We start from the raw sequence: 21402 nt of genomic DNA, 5'->3' as shown, positions 1-21402 counted from the left end.
GCTCGCCAACGACACCGAGTTCGGTCTGGCGGCCTACTTCTACACGAGCGATCTCGGCCGCGCTTTCCGCGTATCGGAGGGTCTCAAATACGGCATGGTCGGCATCAATGAAGGGCTGATCACCACCGTCGAGGCGCCGTTCGGCGGCGTCAAGGAATCGGGTCTCGGCCGCGAGGGCGGGCACCAGGGCATCGAGGACTACCTCGACACGAAATATGTGTGCATCGGTGGGTTGGGGCTCTGACGTGACACCAAGAGTTAGGTACTTGACAAAAATCTCGCTTTGGCACCCTCAAGCTAGCCCTCGTCGTTGGTGCTGCAAACATCAACCCATACCTAGCTGATTCAACGCCTCTGCGAGTTCCGGATGCATGGTTAAGCGGTATCGATAGTTGTCAGAGCTGCGATCGAGGTCAGGTGCATCATAACCCAGCGCATAGATGGCAATGGTCGAGCCGTCTTCGCGCTTGGGAAGCTGCAGCGACAGATAGTCGGCAACCTGCTTTCCGAGTCTCCCATACCACAAATTCGCTGCTTCATAGGGCTCGTCGCCTTTCCAGCTTGCGGCGATGCCGAGTTCACCAAAGGTAGTTGACTTGCTCGGTGATCGCACATGGGCCTTGAGCATGGAAAGTTGGAAGTCTGGAAAGCTTTGCCTTGCGAGAAACTCCGCATACTCCTCAGTAGTGCCGATATTGAATGACTGAGGTTGGTGTGGGATCAGACGGCGGGCAGCAAGGCGGCTGGACTGACGGTTGTCGATGAAGCGTTTTGCCTCACTGATAACCTCATCTTGGCTGAGACCTGTAACAAGGCATAGTCGAGCGCTACCCATGAAAACCGCACCATCGGCGCCGTCCACACTAGGGCGAGCTTTTATTAGGTAGTTCCCGTAACGGACTTCGAAGGTCTTTCGAGCGGATGTTGCAGGCGTCTTGACACTCATGATCTTGGCCTCTGCAGTAATGATTTTGCCTTGCGCAAGGGAGAGCCTACGAAGCAAGTCTTCTCGTGTCGCGTTGGTAGTCGAAGTATATGATGGCTGACGAGAACGTGCTTGGTTCGCCGTCCTAAGCCGACGAACCCACCGACATTATTGCCTGTTAGAGTGACACGAGCGCTGGCGCTGCCGGCGGGCCTTCCATTGCTCATCGGCGGGGCTGGCCTGGATAGCGTCTGCCTGTGATTGAGCGTGGCCGGGGCGGTGGTTTTCCAGTGAGTTTGCGCACGGTGAGGTTGTCTGCTCTTTGGCTGCTCATCCAGAGCAGGAACTGCGACAGGGAATCGACTTGGTCGTCATAGGTGCCACGTGGAAAGGCAAGCAGTTCCTGTTTGAGAGCGGGCATCCACGACGCATGGCTGGGAAAGAGCGCTTCGCCTTCCTCGATCCTGACGGTTTGCGCATCGAGCCGCTCTTCCTTGCTGGACGTGGGCTTGATGGGCACGAATGTGCCTCTTTGCTCTGCAACCGGACCGCTGCGACCCATGCGCTCAATCTCCTGCAGGATCGTCAAGCCTGAGGATGCGCATTCGATCAGCACCTTGTCGGCCCGCCACCGTTTCTGGTTGCTGATCACACGGGTCTTAAGTGTGGGGTAGTCGAGCCGATCACGCTCGACCTCAAGCAGGAGCCATTGCGGTTTGATGGCAGGGTCCCAAGCTCCCTCCCTTGCATTCCAGCCATATTTGGGCAGACCCCAGGTGGTGCAGACCGAGAACGCCGAATGGGGCTCCGTGGTCGTGGCCGTATCCCAGCTTTGCACGATAAGGGGCAGGTCGGAGCGCTCAGGGGTCTGGGCAGCATCGTAAGTCTTGACCCATTCCCAGCGAAAGCGATTGCCTTCAGGTGCCACAGGGTTCTGCTGGTACTGCGCGGCAAACGCCACCCCACCCATTGAGCGGCGGATGACTTCGAGCGTTTCCCGTGGTTCGCGCTCAGGAAAGAGGGCCTCGTTCTTTGCGCGGTAATGGGTTCGTCCATGCCGCAGAGCAATCACCTCATCTTCCTCAGCGATGGCCGGCAGGTTGAGGTGTTTGAAGCCCTTCTCGATCAGATAGGCGGCAAGATCGTCTTCGTGCAGGCGCTGCTGGATCGCCACGATCGCCCCACGCCGCTTGTCGTTGAGGCGCGAAACGAGCGTGTTGTCATAGTAGTCCCTGACGCGTTGCCGCTCAGTGGGTGAGGCGGCGTCTGCTGCCTTCATCATGTCGTCAATGAGAATGATGTCGGCGCCAAAGCCTGTGGCCGCACCCCCCAGCGATACGGCCTTGCGCATGCCGTTCTGCGTGGTCTGGAGGTCGGTTGCAACGCGACGGGACAGCGTGGTGCGTGGGAAGAGGCGCTGATACCAAGGCGTGTCCATCACCAGACGGCAGTCTGAGCCATGCTTGGAAGCAAGCTCGTCACCATAGCTGGCAACGATGATCCTGTGCGCAGGGTCGCGGCCCAGAAGCCATGCCGTGAAGGCGACCGAGACAGTGATCGACTTCAGATGACGCGGGGGGACGGTGATCAGAAGACGGCTTTGGCGCCCTGCAACCACCTCCATCATCTCGTGGCACATGGCTTCGATATGCCAGGCAGGCACAAAGCGATCCGTGGGATGAAGGGCGTCAAAGACGCGTGCTGTGAAGACATAGAGTTCTTCACGCGCAGCCTTGTCCAGCACAAGCGACAGGTGAGGGGTCATGACACAGCCTCCGCGCTGGTCTGCTCCGGATCTCCTTCTTCTCCGTCTGTCTTGGCTACCGTGACGTCATGCGACAGGAGAAGCCAGCGCATCATGGCAAGATCGGTGTCGTTCAGCGACGCATCGTCGCCAGTCTGGCCTTCTGTACCAGGCTGCGGGGCAGCCTGTCCAAGGATGGCGCCGAAGATCGCTGGCTCGAGCTTGATGAGCTCCTTGAGTGCGCTCGACCGACCTTCCATGCCCTGCTTCACAAGCTGCTTTGCAATGATCTCGAGTTGCGTCAGCCTTTGTTCTTTGCCGTCGATGCGCACGGTTCGCCTGCGCAGGAGTTCCTCCAGAACTGCACCACGCAGTGTCGCATCCTTCTTGGGCCGCCCCCTGCTGTTGCCCGACTGGCCGGGCTTGAAGCGCGTATGCTCTGGCGGCCGGCCGTAGCCGACCGCGTAATCCTTGATTGCTGTCTTACGCATGACCGACCCCCTCAAGGCGAAGGGTGGCCATCTCGGCGAAGCTTTTCCCCGTCGAGACAAGCGTCGCTGACTTGCCGGTCAGCCTCTCCCAGCGGCGAATGGCGGTGTCGACATAGACCGGATCTAGCTCGATCGCTGCTGCACGACGGCCTGAGCGCTCGGCTGCAATGATCGTGGTGCCGCTGCCACTGAAGGCATCAAGCACAAGCTCGCCGCGGCGCGTGCAGTCGCGGATGGCATCGGCAACAAGGCCGACGGGCTTGACGGTGGGATGCATGGCAAGCTCCTCCATGCGGCCAGCTTTGGTGGTGTTGACGCCAGGATAGGACCACACATTGGTGCGATAGCGCCCATGCCGGCCGAGCTCGACGAAGTTCTGGTGCGGCGCCATCCCCTTTTTGTAGACAAAGACGAGTTCATGCTGGGAGCGATAGAGCGATCCCATGCCGCCATTGTCCTTGGCCCAGACGCAAAGGTTGATAAGCGCAAGTCTGGCGGCATCAGCTGCTGCCTGCAATTGGCTGATGTGGCGCCAGTCCATGCAACAATACAGGAGCCCGCCATCGACCACGTGTGCTGCCATGTTGGCGACCACGGTGGACAGAAAGCTTGTGAACTGATCCACCGTCATCTCGCCAGATGCCATGGCGAACTCTCGATGCTGGACCTTGCCCAGTCCGCAGACATGGCCCGACACCGCAACGTTATAGGGCGGGTCGGTGAAGACGGTGCGCACGGGCTCGCCCTCAAGCAGGGCGTCAAACACGGCGGGCTCAAGGGACGAGCCGCAGATCAGACGATGATCGCCCAACTGCCAGAGGTCGCCCAGCCGTGACACGGCGAGCGCCTCGGGTTCCATCACCTCATCAGCAGGGTCTGCGGCCTGAGGCGTTGGTTTGCCATCGAGCAGGACATCAATCTCGCCTGTCGAAAAGCCTGTGACATCGAGTGAGAAGTCGAGCTCGATGGTGCTGAGCTCGCCCAGCTCCAGTCGCAGGAGATCATCGTCCCAGCCTGCCAGTTCAGCGAGCCGGTTGTCAGCAATCCTGAGAGCCCTGACCATGGCATCGCTCAAGTGCGTGACATGGACTGCGGGAACAGAAGAAAGATTCAGCTCCTGAGCGGCCTGAAGGCGGCCATGGCCAGCGATGATCGTGTTGCTCTGATCAAGAACAATAGGCGATACAAAGCCAAAGGTGCGAATGCTGGCGGCAAGCTGGGTGATCTGGCGCTGGGAATGGGTGCGGGCGTTGCGCTCATAGACCTTGATGCGCGAGAGCGGCACCTGTTCGATGGCAAGGCCAAGATCGGCAAGGGCTGGCTCGATGGCAGAGAGTGCCGCTGGTTTGGGGCGAGGGCGCTTGCGGGAAGAGGCGGGCGGTTCTGAGGTAGAGTTGTGCTCAGAGGAGAGAGACAGATACATCGTTCAAGTCTTTCCTTGGAAAGACCATGGCTGGCGACCTAACGAGCAAACATGACTCCTCAGGCCCCAACCATGGATCATAGTTGAGGTGATTGAAGAGGCTGCTGCTCGGAGGGCTTGCGCCGCGAAATGCTGCCTTCAGAAACAGGCCGGGACCTGTTCCTGCCTTCTGTATCAGAGCATGCGGCTTGTCAAGCGCTTTGCAGACCCGATGATGAATAAAAATACATGCCCGCAGTTATCGTACGGAAAGATCAAGGCGGCGACGCCTTTTCCGATGCAAAATTTTGCACCTCATGCGTTAGAGGGAGGTACAGGTGACAAAGTGTTGGTCACTGTTCTTAGCTCGGCCACAAACCAGTCCATCACCTCAAGAAACAAGCTTGTGCTGTCAGCTGTAAGGTCTGCTAATGCGATGCCCTTGCGCTTCGATACAGCCTCAGGCGGCAAACGGATGCCCGGCACGGTGTTAAGACGCGCGAGAAGCTCCTGTCGCTTGGCAAGGCTGTCAAACACCGGCCTCGCCATCATGTACTGGAAGTAGACCGTCACGGTAGCATCGGTGTGCAGGCGAAGAGCCGTCAGCTCGGTGCCTGCCACGGCAAACACTGCACCCATCGAGCCCCATTGCAGGTTGTCGTTGAAGGCCACACGATCAGCACGCGATCTGATCCAGTCTGCTATCCGCTTTGCAGCTGGCAGGATTGTGGGATCATCGCGTTGAGCCAAGGCTGCCATGATCGCTTCCTCGTCCCATCCTCGTCTCTGTCTTGGTCCGGTCGACCCTGTCTTTCTGCGGCTTGCTTCCTCGCTCTGGCCAAGCACGATCGGCACCAGTGTCTTGAGACCCTGACCCTCATACTGGCGCAACTCGATCGCAAGCACTTCCGCAGGCTGCATCTGCTTGTTCAGAAACTCGACCACACGACGCAGCTCTGGCGGAATGCGATCGGCAACAAACAGAAGCCTTATGCGGCCCGCTTCAAGGTTGTCGCGCACCCTGTCCCAGAAGTTCTCGCTCTCGCTGTCGGAGCCAAGGAGGTCTTCGAGCACCAGCCTTGGATCCTGACCTTCCTGCTCGCAGCGCGACAGAAAGCGGGTGCGCAACTCTTCCACCGGCCAGTGCAGAACCGAGTTGGCTGCATAGTCGAGCATCTGGCCCACCACCTCGCGGCGGATGCGGGTGTCGGTGCCGCGTTTGACCTCCACCAGCGTGGGAATGCCGTCCTGATCGAGAAACAAGTGATCAAGCGACCAGCGGGTGCCACCGCCTTCCTCAAAGGCAACAGGCTGCTCGCGCGAGATCAGGGTAAAGCGCCGCGGAACGTCAGCATCGATCTGGTCACCCGCCAGAAGCTCGGGGAAGGACGCCAGAAGATGCTGGAAGTCTGCTTCGGTGGCAAAGCTTGCCGTCTTCATCGCGACCAGCGTGCGCTCGTCTTTGAGCACGAAAACTCCAGTTCCTGTCTGCATTCTGCATCTGCCCTTGTCTCTGATGAGTGACGGGTGTCAGACGCGGGATCAGGCGGGTGAAGTCAAGTTCAATGTCACTCATCGTCTGTAGATCGATGAGTGACAGTCGGGCGACCAGAGCCATGTGGACATTCGCGAGCGCCTTGGCACCAATCTGCGCCGCCTGCGCGAAGAGCGACAGCTCTCGCAGGAAGCCTTCGCGTTCGAGGCCAGAATCCACCGCACCTATATCAGCGACCTCGAGCGCGGTGCCCGCAACCCCACCATCACCGTCATCGACAAGATCGCCAAGGCGCTCGGTGTGACTGTGGGCGAGCTGTTGGATTGAAAAGGTGAGGGGGAGGCCACGGCCGAAGCAAGGCGGAAGGCCAGAGGCTCGTAGCCACTGTCTGCCTTCGGGACAGCTTCAGAATAACCGGAATCATTGGAACGAAGCGTTAAGCGGAGCGGCGGGACTTGGCCCGGAAGCGGAATGTCCGGTTTTGGGCAAAATCGATGGAAAGCGGACACAAGAATTTGGGGAGCATCAGCATTTCGAGGGTTCAAAAACGCCTTAGGTCCTGACTCCACTCTCGAGACGGAAGCGATCCAGAGCAACGGCTCCGATGATGATCAAGCCTTTCACGATATACTGCCAGACGTCAGGCACGCCGGTGAGGATCAGACCGTTGGTCAGAACCGCGATGATCAGTGCGCCGACCAGCGTACCCCAGACGGATCCGATGCCGCCCACGAAGCTCGTGCCACCGAGGATGACGGCCGCAATGGCGTCGAGCTCGTAAGCCTGTCCGAGTTGGAGGCCATTGGCAGCATAAAGGCGCGCCGAAGCCATCGCGCCGCCGAGGCCGGCCAAGAGACCCGAAACTGCGTAAACGAAAACAAGGACGCGCCCGACCCTGATGCCGGTCAGGCGCGCCGCGTCCGGGTTTCCGCCGATCGCATAGATGTGCACGCCCAGAACCGTGCGGCGCAGCAGCACCCAGGACAAAACGACGACAGCGAGCGCTATGATCACGAGCCAGGGCACGCCGAGCAGGCTGCCATTGCCGATCACGGCATAAGGCAGATCGGTGTTGAAGACGGTCGTATCCTTGCCCATGAGCCGGGCGACACCGCGAATGGCCGTCAATGCACCGAGCGTGACGATAAAGGGCGGCAGGCGGATGGCCGAGATCAGCAAGCCGTTCACCAGCCCGAATCCCAGTCCGACCAGAAGTGCTGAAGGAATCGCGAGCATCGAGAATGTGGGATCGAGCGACACGATAAGCGCGGCCATCGCGGCTGCGGCCAGGATGGAGCCGATGGAAAGGTCGATGCCGGCGGTGAGGATCACGAAGGTCATTCCGCAGGCCAGCACGAGATTGATTGAGGCCTGCTGCATCACGATGACGAGGTTGTTGACGGCAAGGAAGCGGTCGCTCAGCAACGAGAAGGCGATGCACAGCACCACCAGAACAGGCAGCATCCCGAGCGCCCGCACAAGTGAGCGGGTGTGTTTGACTGGCGACGACGATTGGTTCTGCGTCGCAGTTTGGCGGACCATACCGTTCTGGGTCATCATTGCGCTTCCTGGCCCTGACTGTCGCCGGTGGCGATCTCAATGATCGCTTCTTGAGAAATCTGTTCGCCTTTGAGGGATCCGACGATATTGCCGTCGCGCATGACGAGCACGCGGTCAGCAAGACCGACCACCTCCGGCAACTCGCTTGAGATCATCAGCACGGCTGCGCCATCCGCGGCCAAGCGGTCGATCAGCTTGTAGATGTCGGATTTGGCGCCGATATCGACGCCGCGCGTCGGCTCATCGAGGATCAAAACTTTGGGCGCGACCTCCAGAAGGCGCGCGAGCAGGACCTTCTGCTGGTTGCCGCCCGAAAGGCCTCCAACCGCGAGCTTGGGCGAATAGGCCCGGATACGCAGCGAGCCGATGGCGCGCGTCACCCTTTCGCGTGCCTTGGAGAAACGGCGCATTCCCAGTGGGCCTGAATCACGTCCCATCACTGAGATGTTGACGTTGTCATCGATGCTCATGTCGAGAAAGAGGCCCTGCGCCTTGCGGTCTTCCGTCAGGTAGACGAGGCCGGCGCGGATCGCCTCGGCAGGCTCGCGAATTGCAATGCGGTCGCCATTCAGCGTGATCGAACCGGATGCAGACCTGTCGGCTCCATAGATCAGTCGGGCAAGCTCGGTGCGGCCTGCCCCGACCAGTCCCGCGAGCCCGACAACCTCACCGGGATAAAGAGCGAACGAGCATGGACCGATACCTTTCCCGTCCGTCAAACGCTCGACGTCTAGCACCGGCCGGATGGCTTCCGAGTGCTCCTGATGCTCCTTCTTGTAGAAATCCGACAGATCGCGCCCGACCATCATCTTCACGAGCGTCCGCGACGAAATATCCGCCTTGGCAAGGGTTCCGATATAGGATCCGTCGCGCAGGACGGAGCAGCGGTCGGCCAGCTCGTAGACCTCGCTCATGCGGTGCGAGATGTAGATGATCGCAAGTCCTTCGGACTGCAGCTGGCGCACAAGTGCGAAGAGCTTGTCTGTTTCGCGCGAGGAAAGTGCGGTGGTCGGCTCGTCCATGACGAGAATACGCGCATCCAGCGAGAGCGCGCGGGCGATCTCGACGAGTTGGCGCTGCGCGATGGAAAGTTCTGCGACGATGGCATCGGGCCCGAACGGTGCGCCCAGGCGCTTCAGGATGCTTGCGCAGTCGGCGCGCATAGTTTTGCGGTCGATGAACCCGCCACTTCGCGCCTCGCGACCGAGACCGACATTTTCGGCGACCGTCAGGTTGGGTGCCAGCGACAGTTCCTGATAGATGACCGCGACGCCCAATCTCCGCGCATCGGCCGGACTGGTGATCGAGACCTCCTTGCCGTTCATCGTCAGGCGACCCCCGGGATCGGCCTTTTGCGCGCCCGACAGAATTTTCATGAGCGTCGACTTGCCGGCGCCGTTCTCGCCCATCAACGCATGAACCTCGCCCGGCCACACCGTCAACTTGACGTCGCGTAGCGCACGGATCGGACCGAAGGTCTTCGAGATGTTCCGCATTTCTAGAATGGGAGGCGGCAACGTGCTCATGTCCGAAGTGCTTCGCCTTCAAGATGCGCGATGACAGCGGGGCGGACCGTGCGATAAGCTTCTGCGAGGCCGGGGTCGAACCGCACGCTCTGCCATTCGATGTCGGGCAGGCTCGCGGCGTCATCGCCATCGCGGAACAGGCCAACGGCCACGCCCGCCACCAATCCCGCACCCAACCCCGCCGCTTCCGTCACATCCGGCAAGACGAAGTCGCGTTCGATCATGGCGCCTTTGATGGCATTCATCAGCGGGTTTCGGGTGGCGCCCCCACCAGTCAGAATGAGATCCGCAGCTTTTGCACCGGTGATGCTTTCGAACTGCGCCAGGTTGATTGCGAGCCAGCCTCCCAGGGCTTCGACGCCGGCGCGCAGCACATCGCCGGGTACGGTTTGTGCGTCGATGCCGGCAATGTCCGCACGTCGAGCGCGGTCATTCCAGGGTGCGCCCGTGCCCGACAGAAACGGAGCGATCCGGACACCAACGCTGCCGGGCACCGCAGCTTCGGCCGCCTGCCACAGCAGCGCAGCAGTTTCCGCGCTTGGGGCCGGTCCGGAAAGCTGGCGCAACAGCCAGTCGATCATTCCGCCGGAGGATGGAATATGGCCGGACAGCAAAAAGCGGTCGGAAACCACGTGCGGATAGCAATCATAACGCCCGCCCCCGACGTCCCCATAGCTGAACGGCCGCGCGGCGACGGTCTTGAGTGCTTCCGAGGTTCCCACCGAATCCATCATCCGCCCAGGTTGCACCAAGCCGCAGCCGAAGCCGGCGCAAGGGTGGTCATGACCTGCATTGACGACTGGCGTGCCAACGCGAAGTCCCGTTTGTCGTGCGATTTCCGTGGTCAGCGTCCCCGCTATGCTCGCCGAGGGGACAAGGTCGGGCAGAGCTCCAACCTCGATATCTGCAAGCTCCAAGATCGCAGCGGACCATTTGCCGTCGTTGCGGTCGGCCATGCCGCTGCGCGCTGCGAGAGAAGGGCTGGCGGCAAAGGCGCCGGACAGCCGGAACACGGCGTAATCGGCCACCATCAGCCATTTGCGGACGCGTTCGAACCGCCCAGCATCCTGCGCGCGCCACCAGGCGAGGCGATGAACGGTGTAGATGTCGTCATCCACCATGCCGGTGATGTCGAACCAGTCGGAGGCATTCATGCCCCAACTGCTTCGCGTGTTCGTCGTGCGGCGGTCGTACCAGGTCGGGCACGGCGTGATGCGCCGCCCCTCCTCGTCGACGCCGACAAAGCTTTCGCCGATGCTGGCGACCCCGATGCCGGCGACCGCGGCCGGCTCGATGCCTTTTGCACCGATAACGTCCACCATCTCCCGAAGTGCCGAAACGAGATCGTGGTCGAGCGCGTCGAGATCGAACTCCGACGCGCCCGGGATGGGGTGGCTGACCGACATGGTCCGCCGCACCACCGCTTCGACACGCCCACCGGGCCGGGCGGCCACGACCTTGAGATTGGTCGTGCCGATGTCGATGCCGACGAGGATCGGTTCAGCCATCACCAGTTGTTTCAGTGCGCCAGGGTTCGCGCCCATTCGCTGAAGGCGGATGCTTGGCCGGCAGAGCCGAGATCGTCCATCTTTTCCTCGATTACGGCTTGGGCGGCATGCTGAGCCGGAACCAGCGCATCGATGATGGCAATGCCGATGCGATTGCTATCGAGCACACGCTTCAACTCGGTGTTGTAGGCGGTGATGATGTCCGAGAAAAGGATCACGAGTGCGACGCCGGCCTGCGTTGCGGCGCGCATCTGTGCGCGCGGCGTGCCCGAGCCGCCATGCATGCAGATCGGCACACCGGTCGCCTCGCGCAGCTCTCGGATCCGCTCAATGGCGAGGTTGGACGTAGCCTTGGTCTCACCATGCGCTGAACCATGGACATTGCCTATGGCTGGCGCAAGGATGGTGGCGCCGCTTTCGCGCACCAGCTTCACCGCCTCTTCGACATTGGCGAGGTCATCGTCGCCCTGTACTGCACCGTGCTCCATGTGCCCGACAGCGGCCTCCACCAAAATGCCGAGCGGCTTGGCGACTTCCACCACTTGACGAACGCGGCGGATGTTTTCCTCAAGCGGCTCCTCTGCGGCATCGAGCATGACGCTGGTACAGCCAGCCCGAATGGCGTCGACCGTGTCAGCGAGGGTGTTGCCGTGGTCGAGGCTCAGTCCCACTGGTACCGAGGACCGCGACGCCAGTTGCTTCGCGACAGCAGTCAACGTGTCGAAACTGGTGATCTGACGCGAGTCGGGATGGATGCGGATCACAACCGGAGAGTTCTTCTTTTCCGCCGCCCTGATCGCTGCTTGGATGATCTCGATATTCATCGAAACGAAGGCACCGACTGCATATTTGTTGTCGGATGCGTGCTGAAGAAGTCGGTCAAGCGATACGATCGGCATAGGGAAGCCTTGATGTTTTGGGGCAACTTTGCCCCAGTTGCGAAATAAAATTGGATGAGACGTGCCGAGAGGAACTCCCGGCACGCCAACATGCGGCTTGGGAGGATGTGGCTGAGACGAACCTCAGCTGCCGCTGTTCCAACCTTTGTAGGTGCCGACATTCTCTCGCGTGATGAGTTCCGGGGCGACGAGGATCGAAGGCTCAGAAAGCGTCTCACCATTCATCAGCGACACACCGGCTTTGACCGCGGCTTCGGCCAACGCGGATGGCAACTGCGCCGAGGATGCTTCGATCTGCGTGTTTCCCTTGAGCGACGCTTCGATATCGGGCGAACCATCCACGGTGGTGATCACGATGCCAGTGCGCCCAACCTGCTTGGCCGCCAGATCCGCACCGATCGCGGACGGATCGTTGATCGTGAAGATAGCATTCACGTCGTCATTTGCAGTCAATAGCGCAGTGGTGACATTGAGGCCGCCCTCGCGCGTGCCGACACCATTCTGATTATCCGACAGGATTTTGATATTTGGGCTCGCTCCCAGTACATCCTTACAGCCCTTCACGCGGTCGATAACACCTGACACCGGCGGACCGTTGACGATCAGGACATTGCCTTTGCCACCGAGTTTGGTCGCGATGTACTCGCATGCCTGCTTGCCCGCGGTCACATTGTCTGTCGTGATCGTAGCCTGTGCGCCATCGGCGGTGTTGTCGACGGCAACCACAGGAATGCCGGCGGCTTCGGCCCGCTTGATGGCAGCGCCGATGGCCTTCGAATCCACGGCCGAGACAATGATCATGTCGACGCCGGCTTGAACGAAGTTGTCGAACTGATTGGACTGCTTGCCCAGATCATAGTCTCCGGACACGACCAGCGTCTTCGCATCAGGTGCCACGGCTTTGACCTGAGCCTCGATGCTCTTGGCAATGGCGCCAAAGAATGGATTGCCCAGATCGACGACGGTGACTCCAACCTGCTTGAGGTCCTTCGCCTGCGCTGCGGACGACAGTCCGAGGGCAGCGCAGATAAGGGACGCGCAAACTACTCTTGACGCAAAACGTCTCATGGTGATCCTCCTCTAAGAGCTACTCTCTTCCCGAAGCAGCGTGTTACGCTCAAATTGGGTCAGCACAGACACCCTAGTATGACACGAAACGTCCCGCAATAGTGAAATCTTGGATTTTGATGGAACATTTTGTTCCGCGAGCCTTCCGCAGGAGCCCAATGCAATTTTCCAGTGAAACCCTGACTTTCGAGGAGCGCACCGTCGCGGTCAGTCTATTTCCAGCCGAAAAGCGGGTCGTCGAGCATCTGCTTGCCATCTCGCCCTTCGAGCTAGGTGTGATGACCTCGTCGGATTTGTCAGAGAGGTCGGGTGCCAGCCGATCCAGCATCGACCGACTGTCTCGCAAGCTCGGCTATCCGGGCCTCAAGGAAATGCGCAAAGCGCTGCTCATGGAAGCGGGCCGCGGGCACGACGGCGGGAAATCAACCGAAGGCGGCGAAGAAAAGCCGGGAGATATAGCAGATCGCATCATGCAGGCCATTGCAGCGCGAGCCCAAGCCATGGGTCGTATTCTAGCTGAGCGGGATGAGATTGCGACGCTCACCAGTTGGCTGGCCGATACGCGCAACATCTGCCTTTTCGGGGCGGGAGAGTCCGCCGCTGTTTGTAACGCTATTTATATGCGTCTTGTACGGTTGGGCCTTCCGATCAGCTTTGCTGAAGAGCATCACACCCAAGTCACGCTCTCTTCGCTGATGAAGCCGGACGATGTGGCAGTGGCTGTCTCCTACTCGGGAGAGACAAAATCAACCTTGTGGGCCGCTCAAACCGCAAGAGATAACGGAGCACGGTTAGTTTCAGTCACAGGGTCGCCGAGCTCCGCGCTAGCAAAGCGTGCCGACTTAGCTATCCTTCTTCCAACAGGGTCAAGCCTGCCGGGCAGCGCAGAAGTTCTGGACCGAGTAGTTGCGATGGGCCTTTCAGAAGTCCTGTTCCAATGCCTCGTCTCGAAGCAACCAGAATTAATGGCATACTCCATGAAGATTGACGATGCATTCGGCGAAGCTCGGACTTGAGGTCAAACTCAATCGGGTACCGCGCAACGCGAAATCTGCCCATGTGTAGCAGTACACATTGCACAGAATTTCAGCTTCGGGGCCGCAAGCAGAATTTCCGGTATCGACTCTAGAAGTGCGAATGCAGACCTTCAACTTTCGACACCTCATGTACTATTCTTTGAACGATCCGGCTTTATCCACCTGCTGACATCCTACAATGGTATCATCAGTCCAGAGAGACGCACTGAGCAGTGCTTCCAGCGTCCAGGATGCATTCCGCCAACTATAAATTTGCCGTGACGTAGGAAGCCCGCGCGTATTTGGACAGGCGGGCGTCGCCCGCCTCATTAGGCGGGCAGCAGCTTTCCGGGATTCATTATGTTTCTTGGATCGAACACCGCCTTTATACCCTGCATCAGCTCGATCTCGGCAGGTGCCTTGGTTCGGGCAAGACGCGACCGGTAGCTCAGGCCAATGCCGTGTTCCGCGGTGATGCTGCCGTCCAGTTCAACCACGACGTCGTCTATGATCGTGTCGAGCTCGCTTGAGACCGCCGAATAAGCTGCACGGTCAATGAAACGGTCCGGCGAGAACATGACCACGAGATGCATGTTGCCATCGCCAAGGTGCCCTACGTAGAGCGGTGTCGCTTCCGGAAAGCGTTCCAGAATGCGTTCGCGCGTTCGCAAGACGTAGTCACCCTGTCGTTCGAGCGGCACCGAGCTATCATGCGACATGTTCGGCCCGGCATGACGAATTGCTTCGGAAACTCCATGGCGGAGGTACCAGAAGGATTCGGCTTGGGCTTCGTTTTGTGCAATGAGGACGTCGCTCGCGATCCCGTCCTCGAGCGCAGACGCCAGGGTTTCCTCCAACGGCTCCTTCAGCTCGGCTCCGTCTCGGCTGTCCGAAACCTCCAGCAAGAGCGACCACGTTGGCGTCTCGGGGAACGCAGGGCGCGCGGCCTTCAATTGCTTGAGCACAAGGTCCATGTAGGCGCGCTCCGTAATCTCCGCCGAGGTCACGCGCTCGCCGAAGGCGGCGTGCATGCGGCGCAGAACCTCGAGCGCGGCCGGAATACTGTCGAGGGCGACCATGGCCGTCGCGGTTGCTTTGGGCGCGGGCATGACGCGCATGACAGCGGCCGTGATGATTCCGAGCGTTCCCTCGGAACCGATGAAGAGCTGTTTCAGGTCGTATCCGGCATTGTCCTTGCGCAACCGCTTCAATCCATGGATGACCTTGCCTGAGGGAAGGACGACTTCCAGACCGAGCACCAGTTGGCGCGTGACGCCATAGCGGACTGCGGCCGTTCCTCCCGCATTCGTGGCAATGTTGCCACCGATCTGGCAACTCCCCTCAGCGCTGAGACTCAGTGGGAAATACAGGTCGGCTTCCGCCGCTGCCTCCTGGATCTTTTGGAGGACGCAGCCTGCTTCGACGGTGATGGTGCCGTCGAGCGCTGAGATCTCCCGGATGCGGTCAAGCCGGCGGAGTGAAAGTCCGATTCCTGGCCGCTCGTTTCCATCCGCGACCTTCTTGCTCCGCACGGCTCCTCCGCCGACAAGTCCCGTATTGCCTCCGATCGGCGTGATTGCCACATCGTGGTCTGAGCAAAGGGCGACGACCGCGCTGACCTCCAACGTGTCTGCTGGTTCGACGATGCACAACGCCTGGCCTTCGTAGGCCTTGCGGACATCGATCAGGTAGCCAGCGATACGGTCGGATGCAGTCAGCACGTGACGTTCGCCTACGATCGTGGCTAATTGCGAAAGGAAGTCGAAGGAAGCGTTCATCTGCTCTGGCTCCAGGCCCTGCTTGTTCCAGACCAGCCAGCGAACATCGCGGCTGCTCTCATTTCTTGATCCAAAATTGAAAACATCCTCTCGGCGCCGGCTTGGCCACCGGCAGCCAGGGCATAGAGCATGGCCCGGCCAAGCATCACGGCATCGGCGCCTGCACGAAGCAGCTTCATTACGTCACTGCCCCTTTGGACGCCGCTGTCAGCCAGGATCGTCAACCCGTCTCCAACCGCATCGCGAACAAGTGGCAGCTGATCGATGGGCGCAACCGTCGCATCGAAGTTGCGCATTCCATGGCTCGAGACCACAATACCCTCTGCCCCATGGTCCTTTGCCATCCGGGCATCCTCAGGCGACAGGATTCCCTTGAGCAGGAGCTTGCCTTTCCAGCGGCTTCGGACTTGCCGCACATGCTCCCATGAGAGACCTGGCTGGTGACGGACGGTCTGCTGGTGGCGGCCAAGTATCGATGAGCGCCCGGACGCCGGGTAGTTCGCAAATTGCGGCAGCTCCCCTGTTCGTAGCGAACGACCGAGAACGTCGGCAGCCCAAACAGGTCGGCTCATCACATCCATGACGTTTCTCGGGCCAAATCGCATGGGCAGGCCGAAACCGTTTCGGACGTTGAAGACCTTCTTGGGAAAGACGGGCGTGTCGACGGTCAACACGAGGACATCAATGCCCAACGCCTCCGCGCGGTCGAGCAAGTCTTCCCAATCCTCGCGACGCTCCCACAGATAGAGTTGAAACCAGGTATTCCCCGAAGCCTCACGGACAATGTCTTCAAGGGAAACCACGCTTTCGGTGGCCGCGCAGAAGATGGAGCCAGCCGCGGCAGCAGCCTTGGCAAGCGCCACATCTCCACGATATCGGACAAGCCCCGCAAACGCGGTTGGTGCGACAAGGATGGGCGTATGGACTTCCCTTCCGAACAGGCGAACCGAAAAGTCTCTTTTGCACTCGCCCTGCAACACGCGTGGCACGACCCTTGCCGAATCCAGCGCGCGGCGGTTCTCCGCGATTGCCGTTTCCGCCTCCGTTCCACGGTCGATGTACTCGAAGACGCCTCTTGGCAGTCGCCGTCTGGCGCGCTGACGTGCTTCTTCGAAATCGAGAAAATCCATCGCCGCCTAACAGCCTCGTTGGCGTTTCCAGGGGGAAGATCGCTTGCGCGGTTCAAGCCGCGCAAGCAGGTGACGATGCTGCCGCTGGATACTACGCAGGCGCGTCAGCCCCCCTCAGCAACAGCAAGTCAGGAGATCATCCATTCGGCGTAACGGCGCTGCACCTCGGTGAGGTTGTCGCCCCACCACGCCGGATCGATGATGGCGTTCTTGCCATTCTCAAGGTCGGGCAGGAACGAGCCCTCGGGGCTTTGGCGCAGGGCATTCAGCGTTTCAGCATGGTTCGGCATGTAGAAGCCAGCCAAGGCCCATGCCTTCTGTTGCTCCGGCCGCAGGCAGAACTCGATGAACTTCATCGCCGCTTCCTTGTTCTTCGAACCCCTGGGAATGGCGAAGAAGTCGAGCGCGTTGTTGGTCTGCTCGAAGGAGAACTGGAGAGGCGTGCCGCTGTCCTGCAGCGCCTTCACCCGGTTGTAGTAGCTGTAGGAGAAGTCGGCCTCATTCTGGGCGACCGAGCTCGACTGCTCGGGCGTCGAGGACGCGAACTTCGAGACATGCGGCTTCAGTTGGTCGAGCTTGGCGAAGGCACGTTCAACGTCCAGCGGGTACAGGTCCTTCGGTGCGACGCCGTCGGCAATGAGCGCCATTTCAAGCGTCTCCTGCGCCAACGAACGCATGCAGCGTCGCCCCGGGAACTTCTCCACGTCGAAGAAGCCCGCGAAGTCCGCGGGATGCTCGCCGTCCGGGTTGCGCTCGGCATGCCACAGCACGCCACCGCTGTAGAGGTAGATCGGCATGTAGTGGGAATTCGGCTCTTGCAGCAGTCCGTTCATGCCGGACAGCGAAGGATCCAGTTCTTCCCAAAGGTTTTCTTTGGAGCCCGATGTTGCGAAGCCCGCGGGCGCGTCGATGACGTCCCACTGCACCGAGTTGCTCAGGACCTGCGCCTTCACCTTGGCCATGTCGCCATTGTCGACAAGCTGCACGGCGATGTTGGTCTCGGCGGTGAAGGGTTCCACGAAGATTTTCTGGACCATCTGGTGGTAGCTTCCGCCCCACGACGTGACCGTGATGGTGGTATCGGCAGCCTGCGCCCGCCCGGTAACGACCGCAGGCATTGAAAGTGCGGCGACGCCTGCGCCCAGGCTCAGCGTGAAGTTGCGTCGGTTCATGCGAAACTGATCGTTCATGCGAGTCTCCCTTTGTGTTCCGTTAGAGGTTTTGAAAATCGGGGTCGGTCCGCAGGAGCCGGGCATCTTGGGGACCCCATGCGACACGGACGGTCGAGCCGCGCTCGGGGCGCGAAAGTGATGCGCCGCTCGGCTCCTGCACGATCACGCGCTTGCCGCCAGGCAATTCCAGGAAATGGCGCACGAAGCTCCCGAGCACGATGCTGTCGCGGACTGTGGCTTGCAGACCTGACCAGGTTTCTGGAGCGGTTTCGCTGAAGAGCCGGACGGATTCCGGACGGATCATGAGAACTCCGTCGCCGGACTTAGGCTCGCCCGGGCGCGTCGCTGGTAGCGGAAGGTTTCCGTATGCGGTCTGCAGGGTCCGTGCCGAGACGTCGATCGTGCCCATGAGCAGGTTGGAACTGCCGAGGAAGTCAGCCGTGAAAAGGGTGTCGGGTCGGAAATAAAGCTCTTCCGGCCTTCCCTGCTGCTCGATGCGGCCCTTGCGCATCAGGACGATGCGATCGGACATGGCGAGCGCCTCCTCCTGATCGTGGGTCACGTAGATCATGGTGATGCCGAGTTCGGCATGCAGGCGCTTGATCTCGAGCTGCATGTCCTCGCGCAGCTTCTTGTCGAGCGCCCCGAGCGGCTCGTCCATCAAGATGATCGATGGGCGGTAGACGATGCATCGTGCGAGCGAGATGCGCTGCTGCTGACCGCCGGAGAGCTGCTTTGGCTTACGATCTGCAACATGTTCGAGCTGGATGAGCCGAAGAACGTCGCGGACACGCGTCTCGATCTCGCTCTTCGGAACCTTGCGGACTTGAAGCGGGAAGGCAACGTTCTCGAAGACCGTCATATGCGGCATCAGGGCATAGTTCTGAAAGACCATGCCGAGCCCTCGCTGGTTCGTCGGCTGGTTGGTGGCGTCACGTCCATCGATCTCGATCTTGCCGGATGTCGGCTCGATCATGCCGGAAATCAGGTTGAGCAAGGTGGACTTGCCCGACCCGGAGGGCCCAAGGAGCGTGACGAACTCTCCCTGGGCGACGGATAGATCGACGGCGTCCAGCGCGTTGAATGAACCGTAGGTCCGGGTCAGCGCGGTAACGCGGATCATGTCTCTGGCTATTGGCTGCATGCGGATGACTTCTTCGTTCTGGACATGCGCGGCGATGGAGGCCGCGCTTAATCGTGGCGATCCTTGCGCTCGAGCCACATCAGGCCGATCGCGAACGCCAAGGATACGACGGTCAGGATCGTCGACACGGCCGCGATCACCGGGGAAACCTCCCAGCGGAGCGCGCTGTACATCTTCACCGGAAGCGTCTGAGTCGCGGTGCCCGTGATGAAGTAGGCGACGATCACCTCGTCGAGGGAGATGAGAAAGGCGAAGAGCGCGCCGGCCGCGATTCCCGAACGGAGCTGCGGCAGCACTACCTTGAAGAAGATGCGCGTCTTTCCGGCACCCATTATCAGGGCGACCTGCTCGTAGGACGGGTCGAGATGCCGGAGCGCCGCTCCGACCGACACCATCACGAAAGGCAGTGCCAGCATCGAATGGGCGAGCACCACGGTCCAGGTCTTGTCGGCCAACCCGATCGGACCGAGCTGGAGATAAAGCCCCAAGGCCAAAACGACGACGGGCACCAAGAGCGGCCCCATTGCCAACCCGCCCAATACCTTGCCGCCGGGCAAGTTCGTGCGCTGGAGGGCATAGGCTGCGGGCACGCCAAGAACGGTGGTAACCAGCGTGACAAAGACGGCGATCCGCAGGCTCTGGATCAGCGATCCCCACCAGGCGGCGTCAGCAAAGAATTGGCGATACAGATCGAGCGTCCAGACCTGCGGGGGGAACGTCATCTCACCGGAGCCACCGAAGGAGATCGGAATGACTATCAGCGATGGCACGAGCAGGAAGAGATAGGTGATCCAGGCGGCGGCCGGCACCACGAGGTTCGATCGTCTTGGAAAGCTCATCGCGCCATCTCCTTCATGCCACCGGCACCACGGACTTGGCCCAACATAGCGACAAGGACTCCCGACACGAGCAGCAGCACGACGGCGATCGCCGAGGCAAGCGGCCAGTCGAGCGTCTGGCGCGTGTAGAAGTCGATGAGGTTCGCCATCATCATGTCCTGACGACCGCCGAGCAGCGCGGGAGTGATGTACATCCCGATCGACAGGGTGAAGCTGATCAGGACGCCTGCGAGCACGCCAGGCATGCTCAGAGGGAGCGTGATGCGACGGAAGATGGTAAAGCGCGACGCGCCCATGACCTCGGCTGCGCGCCCCAGGTTTACGTCCTGTGTCAGGAGGCTGCTCAGGATCGACAAGATCATGAAGGGCAACAGGTAGTTGACCATGCCCAGGATCGCGCCGACACGATTGAACACCATCGGAATGTGGATCGGCGAGCCGAAGACGAAGCTGAGCGCGTTGTTGACGATGCCGTCGTAGCCGAGCAGCACGATCAACGCGAAACTCTTGACCAGGATGCTGGTCCAGAATGGAAGCATGACCATGACGAGGTAGGGCATGCGCCGCTGAGGGGGCAGGCGTGACAGGTGAAGGGCGACCGGGTAGCCCGCGAGTAGGGCTACGATCGTCGCCGTAAAGCTGATTGCGAAGGTAGTCTTGAGAACCTTCCAAAAAAGGGTGCTGCTCAGCAGCGTCTCATAGGCCCGAAGGGTGAATCCGTACTCGTAGAAGCTCTGCCATACCGTCCTAGCCAGCGGATAGACGAAGAATATCGCAAGCAAGGCTGCCATCGGCAGCAACAGGGCAAGACCGGCCCAACGGTCGAGGTAAGGCTTTGTTTCTGACATTCGGTGCGATCTGTTCCCACCGGCCCCTGTCGCGCCGGATTTTCTCGAACACTCGCATCAAACAGACAGTGTGACAAGCAGAATTCTGAAAAATGAAAATTCAGATGGTCAATTTTAGATATCTGCGTTTACCCAGAACACGACGCATTGGGTTGTCCCAACGTTGAGGAAGCTGTGGGGCAACCCGCTCGGAAACGAGAAGCAGTCCCCTTCCCTGAGGACACGGCTTCGACCCTCAATCACGAGCTCGAGAACGCCTGACATGACTAGCCCGATCTCCTCACCCTTATGGACGTAGGGTGCTGGCCCCGACCCGGTTCCCGCCTCGATGACAAGGTAGAAGCCCTTGAGCTTCCTGCTCGCCAAAGGCGATATCAGGTCCTTGCGAAGGCCTTCCGAACGGAGAAAGGCTTGGCGCTTGTCAGCGGAGACCACATAGGGATCCGAACGCCCTTCTTCTCCAGAAGGGTCGATCAGCCAGGCGGCTGACACGCCCAACGCATCGCCGAGAGTGAACAGAGTGCGGACCGTTGGGGAAACGAGATCGCGCTCGACCTGTGACAGCGTGCCGATCGAAATCCCGGAAGCTGCGGCCAAGTCCGCGAGCGTCATCTTGCGCGCCTGCCGCAGCTCACGGATCCTGACCCCAAGATGGGGGAGCTCTGCGATATCCTCTACAGCCCGTCGTCTGGACTTGTAGGTCACTTCTTCCATCGAGATGGCCTTGCGTTTGCGAGCGCAATGATCGCGCGATCCTGCTTCGGAGCACAAGTAGTCGGACAGCGGCCTCCACGCAATACAGTTTTCAGAATTCCAAAATTCGTGTTGCTTGTTTTGCATGCGATCCGTAAACCGGG

20 protein-coding genes are annotated in these 21402 nt (G+C 60.3%); 3 read left to right on the top strand and 17 right to left on the bottom strand.

Annotated elements, in window-relative coordinates; all coding sequences use genetic code 11:
- Positions 1 to 244 (top strand): aldehyde dehydrogenase family protein (locus NGM99_RS12055; protein ID WP_252819178.1); only part of this gene is annotated, 244 nt, incomplete at its 5' end.
- A gap of 81 nt (positions 245 to 325) precedes the next feature.
- Here NGM99_RS12055 and NGM99_RS12050 read toward each other — a convergent pair.
- The 5 genes from NGM99_RS12050 to NGM99_RS12030 all read right to left on the bottom strand — a co-directional run bounded on the left by NGM99_RS12050 (position 326) and on the right by NGM99_RS12030 (position 6002).
- Positions 326 to 946 (bottom strand): hypothetical protein, encoded by a 621-nt coding sequence (locus NGM99_RS12050; RefSeq protein WP_252819177.1) that lies wholly within the window; start codon positions 944 to 946, stop codon positions 326 to 328.
- A gap of 202 nt (positions 947 to 1148) precedes the next feature.
- Entirely contained in the window at positions 1149 to 2690 is a 1542-nt protein-coding gene (terL, locus tag NGM99_RS12045; protein ID WP_252819175.1) for a phage terminase large subunit, read from the bottom strand.
- Positions 2687 to 3160: a DUF5681 domain-containing protein gene (locus NGM99_RS12040; protein WP_252819173.1), complete on the bottom strand. Its 474-nt coding sequence runs from the start codon at positions 3158 to 3160 to the stop codon at positions 2687 to 2689. Before NGM99_RS12040 ends, terL begins: the two co-directional genes overlap by 4 nt.
- Positions 3153 to 4583, bottom strand: coding sequence for a site-specific DNA-methyltransferase (locus NGM99_RS12035; protein WP_252819171.1), 1431 nt, complete (start codon positions 4581 to 4583; stop codon positions 3153 to 3155). Before NGM99_RS12035 ends, NGM99_RS12040 begins: the two co-directional genes overlap by 8 nt.
- 294 nt (positions 4584 to 4877) lie before the next feature.
- Positions 4878 to 6002, bottom strand: a complete 1125-nt coding sequence (locus NGM99_RS12030; RefSeq protein ID WP_252819168.1) for a PDDEXK family nuclease — start codon at positions 6000 to 6002, stop codon at positions 4878 to 4880.
- A 178-nt stretch (positions 6003 to 6180) separates the two neighbouring features.
- Between NGM99_RS12030 and NGM99_RS12025 the strand changes: the two genes are divergently transcribed.
- The gene (locus NGM99_RS12025) at positions 6181 to 6384 is read left to right on the top strand and encodes a helix-turn-helix domain-containing protein (protein WP_252819167.1); all 204 of its coding nucleotides are present in this window, start codon (positions 6181 to 6183) and stop codon (positions 6382 to 6384) included.
- A gap of 225 nt (positions 6385 to 6609) precedes the next feature.
- On the opposite strand, the gene NGM99_RS12020 is transcribed toward NGM99_RS12025, so the two are convergent.
- The 5 genes from NGM99_RS12020 to NGM99_RS12000 all read right to left on the bottom strand — a co-directional run bounded on the left by NGM99_RS12020 (position 6610) and on the right by NGM99_RS12000 (position 12618).
- Positions 6610 to 7599: an ABC transporter permease subunit gene (locus tag NGM99_RS12020; RefSeq protein ID WP_252819229.1), complete on the bottom strand. Its 990-nt coding sequence runs from the start codon at positions 7597 to 7599 to the stop codon at positions 6610 to 6612.
- A 14-nt stretch (positions 7600 to 7613) separates the two neighbouring features.
- Complete coding sequence (locus NGM99_RS12015; RefSeq protein ID WP_252819165.1) at positions 7614 to 9143, bottom strand: sugar ABC transporter ATP-binding protein; 1530 nt, start codon at positions 9141 to 9143, stop codon at positions 7614 to 7616.
- Positions 9140 to 10651, bottom strand: coding sequence for an FGGY-family carbohydrate kinase (locus tag NGM99_RS12010; protein WP_252819163.1), 1512 nt, complete (start codon positions 10649 to 10651; stop codon positions 9140 to 9142). The genes NGM99_RS12015 and NGM99_RS12010 overlap by 4 nt, the downstream gene beginning before the upstream one ends.
- Positions 10652 to 10662: 11 nt before the next feature.
- On the bottom strand, positions 10663 to 11550 hold the full coding sequence (locus tag NGM99_RS12005; protein ID WP_252819160.1) for a class II fructose-bisphosphate aldolase: 888 nt from the start codon (positions 11548 to 11550) through the stop codon (positions 10663 to 10665).
- A gap of 123 nt (positions 11551 to 11673) precedes the next feature.
- The gene (locus NGM99_RS12000) at positions 11674 to 12618 is read right to left on the bottom strand and encodes an ABC transporter substrate-binding protein (RefSeq protein ID WP_252819158.1); all 945 of its coding nucleotides are present in this window, start codon (positions 12616 to 12618) and stop codon (positions 11674 to 11676) included.
- Positions 12619 to 12776: 158 nt separating this feature from the next.
- Between NGM99_RS12000 and NGM99_RS11995 the strand changes: the two genes are divergently transcribed.
- Positions 12777 to 13634, top strand: a complete 858-nt coding sequence (locus NGM99_RS11995; protein WP_252819157.1) for a MurR/RpiR family transcriptional regulator — start codon at positions 12777 to 12779, stop codon at positions 13632 to 13634.
- Between the two features lie 329 nt (positions 13635 to 13963).
- On the opposite strand, the gene NGM99_RS11990 is transcribed toward NGM99_RS11995, so the two are convergent.
- From NGM99_RS11990 to NGM99_RS11960, 7 genes are all read right to left on the bottom strand, one after another.
- Positions 13964 to 15412 (bottom strand): FAD-binding oxidoreductase, encoded by a 1449-nt coding sequence (locus tag NGM99_RS11990; protein ID WP_252819156.1) that lies wholly within the window; start codon positions 15410 to 15412, stop codon positions 13964 to 13966.
- Positions 15409 to 16542, bottom strand: coding sequence for an alpha-hydroxy acid oxidase (locus tag NGM99_RS11985; protein ID WP_252819154.1), 1134 nt, complete (start codon positions 16540 to 16542; stop codon positions 15409 to 15411). The genes NGM99_RS11990 and NGM99_RS11985 overlap by 4 nt, the downstream gene beginning before the upstream one ends.
- A gap of 128 nt (positions 16543 to 16670) precedes the next feature.
- The gene (locus NGM99_RS11980) at positions 16671 to 17798 is read right to left on the bottom strand and encodes an ABC transporter substrate-binding protein (RefSeq protein WP_252819152.1); all 1128 of its coding nucleotides are present in this window, start codon (positions 17796 to 17798) and stop codon (positions 16671 to 16673) included.
- Positions 17755 to 18858 carry an ABC transporter ATP-binding protein gene (locus NGM99_RS11975; protein WP_252819149.1) on the bottom strand — a complete coding sequence of 368 codons (1104 nt, stop codon included), beginning with the start codon at positions 18856 to 18858 and terminating at the stop codon, positions 17755 to 17757. The genes NGM99_RS11980 and NGM99_RS11975 overlap by 44 nt, the downstream gene beginning before the upstream one ends.
- Before the next feature lie 47 nt (positions 18859 to 18905).
- Positions 18906 to 19697, bottom strand: a complete 792-nt coding sequence (locus NGM99_RS11970) for an ABC transporter permease (protein ID WP_252819147.1) — start codon at positions 19695 to 19697, stop codon at positions 18906 to 18908.
- Positions 19694 to 20545, bottom strand: coding sequence for an ABC transporter permease (locus NGM99_RS11965; RefSeq protein ID WP_252819145.1), 852 nt, complete (start codon positions 20543 to 20545; stop codon positions 19694 to 19696). The genes NGM99_RS11970 and NGM99_RS11965 overlap by 4 nt, the downstream gene beginning before the upstream one ends.
- 114 nt (positions 20546 to 20659) lie before the next feature.
- Entirely contained in the window at positions 20660 to 21385 is a 726-nt protein-coding gene (locus NGM99_RS11960; protein WP_252819143.1) for a helix-turn-helix domain-containing protein, read from the bottom strand.
- Between the last annotated feature and the right edge of the window lie 17 nt (positions 21386 to 21402).

The organism is Mesorhizobium liriopis (assembly GCF_024053505.1).
Taxonomy (GTDB): domain Bacteria; phylum Pseudomonadota; class Alphaproteobacteria; order Rhizobiales; family Rhizobiaceae; genus Mesorhizobium_B; species Mesorhizobium_B liriopis.
The sequence above is the reverse complement of the archived record's forward strand: the minus strand, read 5'-3'. Positions and strand labels throughout refer to the sequence as shown.